The following is a 12,845-nucleotide window of genomic DNA, read 5'->3' on the forward strand; positions in this document are numbered from 1 at the left end:
GAATGGTCGGCATCAATCTTCCGCCGGACCCTTCGCTCGCGCTGCGTGCGGATACGCAAGGGCTCACATCCGCACTGAGCGTGGCCAAGCTGGCCGCGCTGTTGCCCACGGGCACCGTCACCGATACGGTGGGTCCTGCGACTGGCGGCCCCACGGTGCAGCAAGGCCGTCCCGGCCAGGTAACCGGCGGCGGGCTCAACCCTGCGGCCGGCACAGCGCCAGCCTCGGCGCGTGAGACCTTGAGCTCGGCGGCGCGCGTCATCCTGGATATCCTGGAAGGCACCGAATCCACACCGCTGCGCGGCTCCGCCCCGCTCCTGCCCACGCCACCCGGCGGCGGCCAGGCTGCCGCGCTGGCCAGTGCGCTGGCGCGACAGGTCGGGCAAAGCGGCTTGTTCTACGAATCCCATCTGGGACAGCTGCTCAACGGCACGCGCGGGCTGGACAGCCTGCTGCGCGAGCCGCAAGCCATGCTGGGCCGCCCGCCGGGCACTCCTGACGGCGGCAACCCTGACGCGAGCGGCAGCGCCAACACGGGCGGCGCAGCGCGGCCCGTGCTGGCGCTGACGTACGAACCCTCGGCAAGCCCCGCTGCGCCGCCAGCACCGGCGGCTCAGCCCCAGCCGCCGGCCGCCAGCGGTACGGCGATCAACCTTGCAGCCGCGGCCCTGGGGGCGCTCGCCGATGCCGAGGCGGGCCCCGCAGCCCCCGTGCCCGCGCCGCGGGGCTCAGGCAACAACAGCAGCAACACGGCGCAGCCCGCCGGTGCAACCTCATCGCTGACAGTCCCGCAAGGCCCCTCGGCCCATCTTGCCCATCAGGCCACGCAGGCTTACCAGGCGGCGTCAGCGGCGCAGACAGACGCCCAGGCGCAAGACAGGCACCTGCACATCGATAGCTCCTGGCGCGATGGCGGCACCGCGGCCGACGCCCGGCAACTGCCGGCGCCGGTTGGCCCGCCGGTCCATCCCGACGCCGCCACGCTGGTGCGCCAGCAGCTCGACGCCCTCGCCACCCAGCAGTTCCGCTGGATGGGTGAAGCGTGGCCGGGCACGCCAATGGACTGGCAGATCCGGCGCGAGCCCGATGACAGCCAGGCGCGCAGCCAGGGCGAAGGCCCTGATCCTGCCGCCGGCGTGTGGTCGACGCGGCTGGTGCTGGAGTTTCCCAACCTCGGCACCGTGGAAGCACGCCTGAGCCTGGCCGGCAACGGCATCGAAGCTCGCCTGGCCGCGCCGGACTCGGTCAACCGCCTGAACGCGGCACGCGCGCAATTGCAGGATCGGTTGGCGGCCACCGGACTGAACCTCACCACGCTGGCGGTGGACGGTATTTTGTCACCCGGTAGGAGCATCGGTTCATGAGCTACCCGGACGATATGCTCGATGGCAGCCCACGCGGCAGCGCGGTCGCGCTGAGCTACGACGAAAGCCGCGACAGCGGCCCGCGCGTGGTCGCCAAGGGCTACGGCGAGGTCGCCGATGCCATCATCGCCCGCGCCCGCGAGAGCGGCGTCTACGTTCACAACTCGCCCGCGCTGGTGACCCTGCTGATGCAGGTAAACCTGGACTCGCACATCCCCCCGCAGCTCTACATGGCGGTGGCGGAGCTGCTCGCGTGGCTGTATCAGCTCGAGCAAGACCAGGCTAGCGCCGGCCCCGCATCCGGCACGCAGCACAGCAGCCAGGGCTGACGCCCCCTGCGCCGCGCCAGGCTCCTGGCATCCACGCGGCGTATTCATCTCACGACTTCCAAACCCTTCGAATTGGCCTTGTTTTTGGCCTGTATTCCCGCCTCCCCCTGCGTGACGCCCTGTTAAGTTTTAGGGGGCCGAAACAGCCGGGCAATTGCCCTTGCAAAAACCGCGGTTCACGCCGCGCGGCCCGCGGCGGCGGCGCCAGCATCGCCATCAAGCGTACTACCTGCTTCAGCCCGCCAAGACGGGCCTATACGATGAAACCACTCCAGACTGCATCCAGGGCACCGCGTCAAATCGACAAGGCGCGCGAACTCTACAATGCCGGCCAATACCGCGCCGCGTTCAAGGAGGCCGAACGGGCGGAGCAAATCCATGGCAAGCGGGCCGACGCCAGCTATTGGCAAATGGCCGCCGCGCTGGGGATGCAGGATACGCAGCAGGCCGGCGAGATCCTGCGCGACGGTTTGCAGCGGTTCCCGGCGGACATCGACCTGATGTCGCTAGGCGGCTTTGTCCTGCTGCGCAATGGCAAGCACGAGGACGCCAGGCAGCTGCTGCAGCAATGCGTCGCCAACGCGCCGGGCTCCATCAGCGGATGGGTGCACTACGCCGCCCTGCTGCTAGAGCTGCGCGAGCCCGCTGCGGCGAAGGAAGCAGCGCTCAAGGCGCTGGCCATCGATCCGAACGAACCCATCGCCGCCTGCAACTACGCCCTCGCCCTGAAGGAAATCGGGGAGATGGGCGAGGCCATGGAGGCACTCTGGAAAGCGGTAAGACTGGCCCCGAAGAATCTTGCCATCCGCGCCAACCTGCTGTTCGCCATGTTGTTCGCGCAGGAAACCACGGCAGCCGACTTGCTGCGCGAGGCCAGGGCCTACGAGCAGCTACTGCTGGCCGGGCAGCGCTTCCCGCTGCGCAAGCACGCCCTGCGCCAGGACGGCGGCCCTATCCGCCTGGGCCTGCTATCCAATGACCTGCTGCGGCACGCCTGTGCCTACTTCATCTTGCCGCTGCTTGCCAACCTGGACCGCACCCGCGTAGAAGTGGTGGCGTTCTCGCTCAACCCGCAGAGCGACCACGTCACCGACAAGATCCGGCTGCACGCCAACCAGTTCATCGAGTTGGCCGGCAAGTCCACCGCCGATATCGTCGACATCGTGCGCGGCCAGCAGATCGACGTGCTGATCGACCTCGGCGGGCATACCGGAACTTCCCCGCTGCCCTATATGGTCCACGGCCTGGCGCCGGTACAGATGACGTGGCTGGGCTACCCCGGCAGCACAGGGCTGAGCGCCATTGACTACCGCATCACCGATGGGACCTGCGATCCGGAAGGATTCGAGCCGCACTACAGCGAAGCCCTGCTCAGGGCGCCCGCCTTCTGCACATATGCCCCGCTGATCCATAGCCCGCTCGAGGCCTACGGAGCCAAGTACCGGGTCCAGGACACACCAGCGCTGCGCAACGGGACTGGCGCGATCACCTTTGGCTCCTGCAACAACCTGGGCAAGGTGACCGACCAGACCCTTGCCCTGTGGGGCGCCGTGATGGCGCGCTGCCCCGGCAGCCGGCTGCTGATCGAAGCGCGCGACATCGACAACGACGCCGTGAGCGGACCACTGCTGGCACGCCTGGCCCGGGTCGGCATCGACGCGGCCAGCGTCATCCGCGTTCCGCGGCTGGTGCAAAACCAATACCTGACCTACAACAACATCGACATCGTCCTCGACACGTGGCCGCTGACCGGCGGAACCACCACGTGCGACGCCGTGTGGATGGGTGTGCCGGTGGTATCGCGGGCCGGCGCCGCCTACCATTCGCGGATCTCCGCAGGTGTCTTGCATGCCATCGGGCTCGATGGCCTGGTGTGCGCGGACGAGCGCGAGTATGTCGAGGTCGCGGTGCACCTGGCGACCCACCTCGAAGAGCTCAATGCCCTGCGGCTATCGACCAGGCAGCGCTTCGAGCAGAGCCCCCTGGCCGACAGCGCAGGATTCGCGCGCTGGCTGGAAGATCAGTTGACCACCCTGGTCCAGCCGCACAGGCCAATCGATAGCCAGACTGCCGGCTCACGCGATGGCGTCTACTTCGCCGATGCCTGGCACACCATGGCGGAGATCGTGGTGGCGATCGCGGGCCTGCTGGAAGCCCAGCGCTACGTGGAACTGCGCAGCCTGATGGAGAACTTCTCCGCGAAATGGCCCAGGCACTGGATCACGGCCTATGTACTGGCCGAGATCGCGCATCACAGCGGACAGCCCGAAGCCTGCGTCGAATACCTGATGGAGAGCATCGGCCTGCGTGCCTATCACCTGCCGCTCTATCGCGTACTCGGCAACCGCATGGATGCATACCAGTACGACAAGGGCATGCTGGGTGAATTCCTGCAACAGCAATTCGGCATGAGCCTGGCGTTCCTGGAGCAGCAAGGAGCGCCCACGATCCTCGAAGTGCTTGGCATCGACATTGCGCTAGCGCAAAACCTCGAACCGGCCCACGCCTGATGGCCGCCTTGCAAGCCCTGCCCGCGCGCCGCCTCGCCTGACAAACTAGCCCATCCAGAATGAAGAACAACGCAGCCAGCTCCAAAGCGGATCGGTACATCAAGAAGGCCGAGACCAGCTACTTCGCCGGCCGGTACCATGAAGCCATCGAACATGCGGAGAAGGCCGGCAAGCTGGCCCCCAGCCTCTACCAGGCATATTACTGGCGCGCCGTAGGCACGCTCGGCCTGCAGCAGATCGAGCAGGCTTACCGCATCGCGCAGGACGGGTTGAAGGCGCACCCGAACCAGCCTGACATGATCGCCACGGTCGCCCGCATCCTGAGCGCGACGGGCAAGCACGAATCGGCCCGCATCATGCTGCGGGACTGCGTCGCCGCGCACCCGGGCAGCCTGGCAGCCTGGGCCAACTATGCCATCGTCCTGCAGAAGCTGGCCCTGCACGCGGATGCCAAGCGCGCGTCTCTCAAAGCGCTCGAGATCGCCCCCAACAATCCCGCCATCCTGGCGAATTACGCCAACGACCTGAAAGACACGGGATTCGCGGAAGACGCGATCTCGGTACTCAGGAAGGCCGCGGCCCTTGACCCGGGCAACAAGAACATCCGCTCCAACCTGCTGTTCCTGTTGCTATTCGGCGAGAAAACCAGCGCCGCCGACCTGCTGAAAGAAGCGGGCAGCTTCGCGCAGCAGCTTGCCAGCCGGCGCCAGCCTCTGCTGAACGTGCAAGCGAAACCGGCGTCCGGGCGCATTCGCGTTGGCATTCTTTCGAATGACCTGTTCCGCCACGCGTGCTCCTACATCCTGATTCCCTTCATCGCCAATCTGGACCGGGCGCGATTCGAAGTGGTGGCGCTCGGCCTGCACGCCTATCGGGACACCGTCACGCAGAAGATCGCCATGTATTGCGATCGCTTCGTCGATGTGGCCAACATGGCGGAGAACGAAGTCGTGCGGACCGTGCGCGAGGAGAACCTCGACCTGCTGATCGATCTCGGCGGCTACACGGGCACCTCGCCCTTGCACTACATGGTCTACGGCCTGGCCCCTGTCCAGCTCACCTGGCTGGGATACCCCGGCAGCACCGGGATGCCAGCCATCCACCATCGCATCACGGACTGGATCGGCGACCCGGCGGGAGCCGAATCGCACTACACGGAGAACCTGTTGCGCGCGCCGGGCATCTTCGCGGTCTACTACCCGATGATCAACAGTCCGCTAAAGGCCTACCAGCCCGAATACCAGGTACGCGAGACGCCCGCCAACCGCAACGGCTTCATCACCTTCGGCTCCTGCAACAACCTCGGCAAGATCACGGACCGCACGCTGCGGCTCTGGAGCACCACCCTGGCAAGCTGCGCGGCTAGCCGGCTGCTGGTGGAAGCCGCGGAACTCGACCGGGACGAGGTAAGGATTCCGCTTCTGGAACGCATGCAGCAGGCCGGAATCGATACGCAGCGGGTGACCTGCATCCCGAGGGAAGGCAAGAACCAATACCTGACCTACCACGATATCGACATCGTGCTAGATACCTCCCCCGTTACCGGCGGCAATACCACCTGCGACGCGCTCTGGATGGGCGTGCCCGTGGTCACGCTGGCCTGCGCCCCCTTCCACACCCGCGTTTCGGCGCCGTTCCTGCACGCCATGGGGCTGGACGAGCTGATCTGCGAAACCGAAGAAGCCTATGTCACGGTGGCGGCCAGCCTGGCCAGCAACCTCGACCAGCTCAATGCCCTGCGCCTGAGCATGCGGCACCGCTTCGAGAAGAGCGCCATCTTCGACGCCGCCGGCTTCGCGCGCTGGTTCGAAAGCCAGGCGGTAGCGCTGGTTGGCCAGCACCGCGACGTAAGCCATCTCGAGGCACGCACGCAGGATGGCGTGTTCTGCGCCGGCGCATGGCATTCCATGGAAGAACTCGTGCTGACCATCGGCCTGCTGCTGGAGCAAGGGCGGCATATCGAGCTGAGCAGCCTGCTGGAGAACATGTCGGCAAAGTGGAGCAAGCACTGGCTGGTCGCGTTCGCGCTGGGCGAGATGCAGCAGCACCTGGGCAACCACGACCGCGCCCTCGAACTGCTGATGGAAAGCATCAACCTGCGCCCGTACCACGTGCCGCTCTATCGGCTGCTGAGCGTACGCATGGACGAAGGCGGCCACGATAAAAGCCCCCTGGCTGACATCCTGCAGCAGCAGTTCGGCCTGGATCTCGCCTTGATCGAGCGCCAGGGCAAACCCACGACCCATGAAATCCTGGGCATCCAGGTATTGGAGGAAGCCGCATGAAAGCCGTCATCCTGGCGGGCGGGCTTGGTACCCGCATTTCCGAAGAGTCGCACCTGCGCCCCAAGCCGATGATCGAGATCGGCGGCAAGCCGATCCTGTGGCACATCATGAAGATGTACGCGGCACACGGCATCAATGATTTCATCATCTGCCTGGGCTATAAGGGCTACGTCATCAAGGAGTACTTCGCCAACTATTTCCTGCACATGTCGGATGTCACCTTCGATATGTCGGAGAACCGCATGGACGTGCATTGCCGCAAAGCAGAGCCGTGGCGGGTCACGCTGGTCGACACCGGCGAAGATGCGCAAACCGGTGGCCGGCTGCGCAGGGTGCGCGACTACCTCACGCCTGGCGAGTCGTTCTGCTTCACCTACGGCGACGGTGTCTCCAGCATCGACCTGAGCGCGGAGATCGCTTTCCACCGCAACCACGGACGCTGGGCAACCGTCGCCGCAGTGCAACCTCCCGGGCGCTATGGCGCACTCGAGCGGACCAATGAGGGCATGGTCACCGGTTTTTCCGAGAAGCCGCGCGGTGATGGCGGCTGGATCAACGGGGGCTTCTTCGTGCTCGAGCGCGAGGTGTTGGACCTGATCGCCGACGACCAGACCCCCTGGGAACAAGCGCCGATGAAGGAACTGGCGCGCCTGGGGCATCTCCTGGCCTACGAGCACGACGGATTCTGGCAGCCCATGGACACGCTGCGCGAAAAAACCCAGCTCGAAGAAATGTGGCAGTCCGGCTCCGCTCCCTGGAAATGCTGGTAATGCATGCACTGTCCTGCTACGCCGGGCGCTCTGTCTTCCTGACGGGCCATACCGGCTTCAAAGGCGCCTGGATGGCGATGTGGCTGACCCGGCTGGGCGCGCGCGTGAGCGGCTATGCCCTGCCCTGCGCCACCAGCCCGGCGCTGTTCAACCTGGCCGATGTCGAGGCTGGCATGCACGCGCACCACCATGGCGATGTCCGCGACCAGGCTGCCTTGACCGCCGCGCTGCACGCGGCACAGCCCGAGATCGTCTTTCATCTCGCCGCGCAGCCGCTGGTGCGCGCCAGCTACGATCAACCGGTGCAGACGTGGGCCACCAACGTGATGGGCACGGTGCACCTGCTGGAGGCCGTGAGGGCCTGCCCATCGGTGCGCGCCGTGGTGGTGGTCACCACCGACAAGAGCTATGAGAACCGCGAATGGCTGTGGGGCTACCGCGAGACTGACCCGCTCGGCGGCCACGATCCCTACAGTGCCAGCAAGGCCGGCGCGGAGCTCGTGGCGGCGAGCTACCGGCGGGCCTTTCTGGCCGGGAGCGGCGTACTGGTGGCGACCGCGCGTGCCGGCAACGTGATCGGTGGCGGTGACTGGTCGATGGATCGCCTGATCGCGGATGCCGCGCGCGCCGCCGCGGCAGCGCTGCCGCTGCGCATCCGCAGCCCGGAAGCCACGCGTCCCTGGCAGCACGTGCTGGAGTCGCTGCGTGGATACCTGCTGCTGGGAGAACGCCTGTGGGCAGGCGAACAGGCACTGGCGGAGGCCTTCAACTTTGGCCCCGCCGCTACCGATAACCTCCCTGTGGCCGAGGTCCTCACACGTCTGCAGGCTCACTGGCCAGGCTTGCAATGGGAGGTCGACGAGGCCGCCCGAGAGCAAGCGCCGCATGAAGCCCGCTACCTGTATCTCGATTCGGCCAAGGCCCGGCAAGTGCTGTCGTGGCGTCCGCGCTGGACGCTTGACGAGGCACTGGCCGCTACCGCCGAGTGGTATGGCACAGTCCAGCGCGACCCACACCTGGCGCGTAGCCTCTCCGAACAACAACTGGATCGATTCTGCTCATGACAGACGCCGCCCCCAACCACGGTAACTGCCGCGCCTGCGGCGCGCCGCTGGTGCACACCTTCGTCGATCTGGGACTGTCCCCGGTCTCCAACGCCTTCATCAAGCGCGAAGACGCTGGCAAGGGCGAGATGTTCTATCCGCTGCATGCGCTAGTCTGCGACCACTGCTGGCTGGTGCAGCTCAGCGACGTGACGGGGGCGGAGGCCCACTTTCACGACGACTACGCCTACTTCTCTTCGTTCTCTGCCTCCTGGCTGGAGCACGCCCGCCGCTACGTCGAGGACATGACGAAGCGCTTCGCGCTGGGCGGGGACAGCCGCGTGATGGAGATCGCCAGCAATGATGGCTACCTGCTGCAGTACTTTGTGCAGGCCGGCATCGATTGCCTGGGCATCGAGCCCACGGGCAATACCGCCGCGGCCGCGCGAGAACGCGGTGTCGCCAGCCGCGAAGTGTTCTTTGGCCGCGAAACCGCACAGTCGCTGCGCGACGAGGGCTGGCAGGTCGATCTCCTGCTTGGCAACAACGTGCTGGCGCATGTGCCTGACCTTAACGACTTTGTCGGCGGCATGCCTCGCGTGCTCAAGGCTGAAGGGGTGATCACCCTCGAGTTCCCGCACCTGTTGCGCCTGATGGCCGAAACGCAGTTCGATACGCTGTACCACGAGCATTTCTCCTACCTGTCGCTAAGCGCGTTGCTGCCGGTGTTTGCACGCGCGGGCTTGCGCGTGTTCGACGTGCAGACCCTGCCCACCCATGGCGGCAGCCTGCGCCTCTTTGTCTGTCACCAGGCCGCCGCGCACGCGGTCACCGCGCAGGTCGCGCAATGCCTGGCGGCGGAGCAGGCCGCCGGCCTGACCACGCTCGCGCCTTACACGGCCTTTGCGGAAGCGGTGCGCGCCACCAAGCGCAGCCTGCTTGACTTTCTCGTGACCGCGCGGCGCGCCGGCAAGCGCGTGGTTGGCTATGGCGCACCGGCCAAAGGCAACACCTTGCTCAACTATTGCGGCATCGGCACCGATTTCATCGACTACACCGTAGACCGGAATCCCCACAAGCAAGGCACGCTGTTGCCAGGCTCGCGCATTCCGGTGCTGGCGCCGGAAGCCATCGACGCGGATCGTCCCGACTACGTGCTGATCCTGCCCTGGAACCTGCGCGAGGAGATCATGGGCCAGATGGCGCATATCCGCGAATGGGGCGGCAAGTTCCTGGTGCCGATCCCGGAGGTGCGCAGCCTATGAAGTTCGTTGCCGCCCGTATGCCTGGCGTGTTCCTGGTCGAGCCCGAGCAGCTCCGCGATGACCGCGGCCATTTTGCCCGCACCTGGTGCGAGCAGGCGTTTCGCGAGCAGGGCCTCGATGCGCGCCTGGTTCAGTGCAATGTGTCCTATAGCCGCCAGCGCGGGACGCTGCGCGGCATGCACTACCAGGCGGCACCGTACGCGGAAGCCAAGCTGATCCGCGTGACCCGGGGCAAGGTGCATGACGTGCTGCTGGACCTTCGCGAGGGCACGCCGGGTTTTGGCCAGTGGCAGGCGTTTKAGCTCAGCAGCGACAACGGCGCCATGCTCTACGTGCCGCAAGGCGTGGCGCACGGCTTCCAGACCCTTTGCGACGACACCGAGATGTTCTACCAGATGTCCGCCCCCTACTCTGCCGCCCACGCGGCGGGCATACGCTGGAACGATCCCGCTTTCGATATTTCCTGGCCGCTGGAGAATCCCATCCTCTCTCCACGCGACCAACAACATCCACTGTGGCAACACCAACCCAACGCAGGAGACCCGACATGATTCCGATGTTCAAACCGCTGATCGAAGAAGAAGAAATCCAGGCGAGCCGCGAAGCCCTTGAGCTCGGCTGGCTCGGCATGGGCAGCTACGTGTCCGCGTTCGAGGAAGAAGTCAAGAAGCTGATCGGCGCCGAAGACAAATACGTGGCCGCCGTCAGCACCGGCACGGCCGGCCTGCACGTGGCACTGCTCGTGGCCGGCGTGGGCCCGGGCGACGAGGTCATCGTTTCGTCGTTCAACTGCTCGGCGGACTTCCAGGTCATTACGCAGGTGGGCGCCGAGATCGTGTTCTGCGACTGCGAAGACGACACGCTGTGCATCGACCTCAAGCGCGCCGAAGAGCTGGTCACCGAGCGCACCAAGGCCATCATCGTGATGGACTACGACTGCCTGCTGTGCGACCACGACGAAGTGGCCGCGTTCGCCAAGCGCCACAAGCTGCGCGTCATTCACGATGCGGCGCACTCCTTTGGCTCCAAGTACAAGGGCAAGCCGGTCGGCAGCTTCTCCGATATCTGCGTGTTCAGCCATGATCCAGTGAAGACCGTGACCTGCCTGGACGGCGGCACCATCGTGGTCAGCACGCCCGAAGACCTGAAGCTGGTGCATGAGCTGCGCCTGCTCGGCATGCAACAGCCAGCGGCCGTGATGTACAAGAACCAGCGTGCCTGGACCTTCGATGTGGAACGCGTTGGCTATCGCTATCACATGATCAATATGCATGCCGCCGTCGGGCTGGCGCAATTGCGCAAGATCGGCACCATCGCGAAGACGCGCCGCGATGCCTGCGTGGAGTACAGCCGCTTGCTTGCCGATGTGCCCATGGTGCGCACGCCGAAGTCGAAGTTCGAAGATGTGAACCCGTTCCTGTACTACATCCGCGTCCCCGAAGGCCATCGTGACGATCTGCGCGCGTACCTCAAGGAGAACGGCGTTGACACCGGCATCCACTGGCAGCCGGGCCACTGGTTCACGCTGTGGAAGGACTGCAAGGCGGGCGACCTGTCGGTCACCAACAGTGTCGGCAAGGAAATCCTGTCGCTGCCGCTGTACTCCAAGATGGATCTGGCGATCGTGCGCGAAGTGGCCGCCAAGGTGCGTAGCTATTTTGACAAAGTGGTGGGCTGATATGGACACGCGCATCTCAGGCAAAGAGCTGATCGCCAGCATCAAGGCCAGCGCCGCGACGAGCCAGGTGGGCGTGGTCATCCCGGTCGGCCGGCCGGTCGTTGCCGTATTGCGGCCCATTCCGACCCGGCCCGGCTGTATCGCGCAGACCGACCTGGAATTGCTCAGCGAATGGCGCAATCGCCATGTGAGGTCCTTCCTGACCGAGTTCTCCGCGCATGCCAAACGCACCGAGCAGTGGCTGGTGAACTACGTGCACGCCAACCCCTCGAAGCTGCTATTCATGGTGGAGAGCCTTGACGGGACACCGCTTGGCCATGTTGGCATCGATTTCATCGACTGGGATACCAGGTACGGTGAAGCGGATGCCATCGTCAGCGGTGGCGCCTCCCCGCGCGGGCTGATGAAGGAAGCCCTGCGCACGATGCTGGACTGGGCCGAGCACCAGCTCGGCCTGCGCCACCTCGCGGTCAGGGTGCGATCCGACAATAGCGCGCTGGAGTTCTATCGCAAGGTCGGCTTTGTCGAGGAAAAGCGAGTCCCCCTGAATGTGGAGAGATCGCAAGACATGGTGCGCTGGTACGAGGACCCTGCCGTGCAGGATCCGCAAGCCGCCCTGGTCTACATGAACTACCGCAAGCAGGCATGAAGCTCATCGGCACCGACCGGGCCGGACTGGCCAGCTATGTGCAAGCACAGCTGGCCAGCTTTTTTCCGGATGGCGCGGATCACCGGACCGCGCTCGAACGCTATCTGGACGAGGCACTCGCCAGGACCGGCCGTTGCGTCGACGCGGTCCGGATGTGGCGGCCAGGTGAATTCGATTACCTGCACTCCAGCCAGTACGCGACCTTTCTCTACTACCTGTCCAACTCGATCTGGCGCGATGGTGGCGACCTGCGCGCGTGCACCAAGCTGTTCTGCCTGAACAAGGCGCTCAACGCGATGGATCTCTTCTACGAGGTGATCATGCCCGAAGTCTTCCTGATCGGGCACTCGGTCGGCATCGTCCTGGCAAAAGCCACCTACGGCAATTACCTGGTGCTGTACCAGAACTCCACGGTAGGCAAGAACCACGGTGCAGCCCCGGTGATCGGCGACGGCGTGGTGATGTATCCCAATACCGCCATCATCGGCCGCAGCCATGTGGGCAATGGTTCGGTGATTGCGCAGGGCGTTAGCGTGATCAATCGCGATACGCCGGGGGATTGCCTGGTGTACGCGGGAAATGCCGGGGATCTGGTGTGCAAGCCGGTGCGCGAACCAGCGGCGGAAGAGTATTTCCGGCTGTAAGTTTCCGGGGGCCCGTGCCGTAAGGAGCGCAAGCGGTAACGAAGGCATCGCGGCATGGCAAGCGCCCGCCCTCTCCCCCGGCCCCTCTCCCACAAGTGGGAGAGGGGAGCCAACCAGCGGCAAGATCAACCAACTGGTGTAGCCGTGATTCCCGCCCGAAGGGGCGGGAATCACCCAAGCGCGATGCGAAGCGAGCCGTGTAGGTGTTCAGAGGCCRTATGGGGCGCCTCGGGATTCGGCGAAAAGAGCGGAAAAGAGGGACCCATGTCTGAGTATCGCCTTAAGGCGATGCGAGTTTGGGTCCCGGC

11 protein-coding genes are annotated in these 12,845 nt (G+C 65.3%); all 11 read left to right on the top strand.

Going from position 1 to position 12,845, the window contains the following annotated elements; genetic code table 11:
* Positions 1-2: 2 nt before the first annotated feature.
* The 11 genes from fliK to AC1DQR_RS22010 all read left to right on the top strand — a co-directional run bounded on the left by fliK (position 3) and on the right by AC1DQR_RS22010 (position 12,537).
* Entirely contained in the window at positions 3-1,364 is a 1,362-nt protein-coding gene (gene fliK / locus AC1DQR_RS21960; RefSeq protein ID WP_477133780.1) for a flagellar hook-length control protein FliK, read from the top strand.
* Positions 1,361-1,693, top strand: a complete 333-nt coding sequence (locus AC1DQR_RS21965; protein WP_416051755.1) for an EscU/YscU/HrcU family type III secretion system export apparatus switch protein — start codon at positions 1,361-1,363, stop codon at positions 1,691-1,693. Before fliK ends, AC1DQR_RS21965 begins: the two co-directional genes overlap by 4 nt.
* 260 nt (positions 1,694-1,953) lie before the next feature.
* Complete coding sequence (locus tag AC1DQR_RS21970; protein ID WP_477133781.1) at positions 1,954-4,203, top strand: O-linked N-acetylglucosamine transferase, SPINDLY family protein; 2,250 nt, start codon at positions 1,954-1,956, stop codon at positions 4,201-4,203.
* A gap of 59 nt (positions 4,204-4,262) precedes the next feature.
* A complete protein-coding gene (locus tag AC1DQR_RS21975; RefSeq protein ID WP_477133782.1) occupies positions 4,263-6,488 on the top strand; it encodes an O-linked N-acetylglucosamine transferase, SPINDLY family protein in 2,226 nt (741 codons plus the stop codon).
* Complete coding sequence (rfbF, locus tag AC1DQR_RS21980; RefSeq protein ID WP_416051752.1) at positions 6,485-7,258, top strand: glucose-1-phosphate cytidylyltransferase; 774 nt, start codon at positions 6,485-6,487, stop codon at positions 7,256-7,258. The genes AC1DQR_RS21975 and rfbF overlap by 4 nt, the downstream gene beginning before the upstream one ends.
* Positions 7,258-8,322: a CDP-glucose 4,6-dehydratase gene (rfbG, locus tag AC1DQR_RS21985; protein WP_416051751.1), complete on the top strand. Its 1,065-nt coding sequence runs from the start codon at positions 7,258-7,260 to the stop codon at positions 8,320-8,322. Before rfbF ends, rfbG begins: the two co-directional genes overlap by 1 nt.
* On the top strand, positions 8,319-9,566 hold the full coding sequence (locus AC1DQR_RS21990; RefSeq protein ID WP_416051750.1) for a methyltransferase domain-containing protein: 1,248 nt from the start codon (positions 8,319-8,321) through the stop codon (positions 9,564-9,566). The genes rfbG and AC1DQR_RS21990 overlap by 4 nt, the downstream gene beginning before the upstream one ends.
* Entirely contained in the window at positions 9,563-10,117 is a 555-nt protein-coding gene (gene rfbC / locus AC1DQR_RS21995; RefSeq protein WP_477133783.1) for a dTDP-4-dehydrorhamnose 3,5-epimerase, read from the top strand. The genes AC1DQR_RS21990 and rfbC overlap by 4 nt, the downstream gene beginning before the upstream one ends.
* Positions 10,114-11,244, top strand: coding sequence for a DegT/DnrJ/EryC1/StrS family aminotransferase (locus AC1DQR_RS22000; protein ID WP_183033372.1), 1,131 nt, complete (start codon positions 10,114-10,116; stop codon positions 11,242-11,244). Before rfbC ends, AC1DQR_RS22000 begins: the two co-directional genes overlap by 4 nt.
* Before the next feature lies 1 nt (position 11,245).
* Positions 11,246-11,893 carry a GNAT family N-acetyltransferase gene (locus AC1DQR_RS22005; protein ID WP_416051748.1) on the top strand — a complete coding sequence of 216 codons (648 nt, stop codon included), beginning with the start codon at positions 11,246-11,248 and terminating at the stop codon, positions 11,891-11,893.
* Entirely contained in the window at positions 11,890-12,537 is a 648-nt protein-coding gene (locus AC1DQR_RS22010; RefSeq protein WP_416051747.1) for an LbetaH domain-containing protein, read from the top strand. Before AC1DQR_RS22005 ends, AC1DQR_RS22010 begins: the two co-directional genes overlap by 4 nt.
* The last annotated feature ends 308 nt before the right edge of the window (positions 12,538-12,845 follow it).

The sequence above is a fragment of the Cupriavidus sp. 05L411 genome, assembly GCF_056398045.1.

Bases quoted from the DNA above. Each gene is read 5' to 3' on its own strand.
- fliK (WP_477133780.1), top strand. From the start codon at position 3: ATGGTCGGCATCAATCTTCCGCCGGACCCTTCGCTCGCGCTGCGTGCG.
- AC1DQR_RS21965 (WP_416051755.1), top strand. From the start codon at position 1,361: ATGAGCTACCCGGACGATATGCTCGATGGCAGCCCACGCGGCAGCGCG.
- AC1DQR_RS21970 (WP_477133781.1), top strand. From the start codon at position 1,954: ATGAAACCACTCCAGACTGCATCCAGGGCACCGCGTCAAATCGACAAG.
- AC1DQR_RS21975 (WP_477133782.1), top strand. From the start codon at position 4,263: ATGAAGAACAACGCAGCCAGCTCCAAAGCGGATCGGTACATCAAGAAG.
- rfbF (WP_416051752.1), top strand. From the start codon at position 6,485: ATGAAAGCCGTCATCCTGGCGGGCGGGCTTGGTACCCGCATTTCCGAA.
- rfbG (WP_416051751.1), top strand. From the start codon at position 7,258: ATGCATGCACTGTCCTGCTACGCCGGGCGCTCTGTCTTCCTGACGGGC.
- AC1DQR_RS21990 (WP_416051750.1), top strand. From the start codon at position 8,319: ATGACAGACGCCGCCCCCAACCACGGTAACTGCCGCGCCTGCGGCGCG.
- AC1DQR_RS22000 (WP_183033372.1), top strand. From the start codon at position 10,114: ATGATTCCGATGTTCAAACCGCTGATCGAAGAAGAAGAAATCCAGGCG.
- AC1DQR_RS22005 (WP_416051748.1), top strand. From the start codon at position 11,246: ATGGACACGCGCATCTCAGGCAAAGAGCTGATCGCCAGCATCAAGGCC.
- AC1DQR_RS22010 (WP_416051747.1), top strand. From the start codon at position 11,890: ATGAAGCTCATCGGCACCGACCGGGCCGGACTGGCCAGCTATGTGCAA.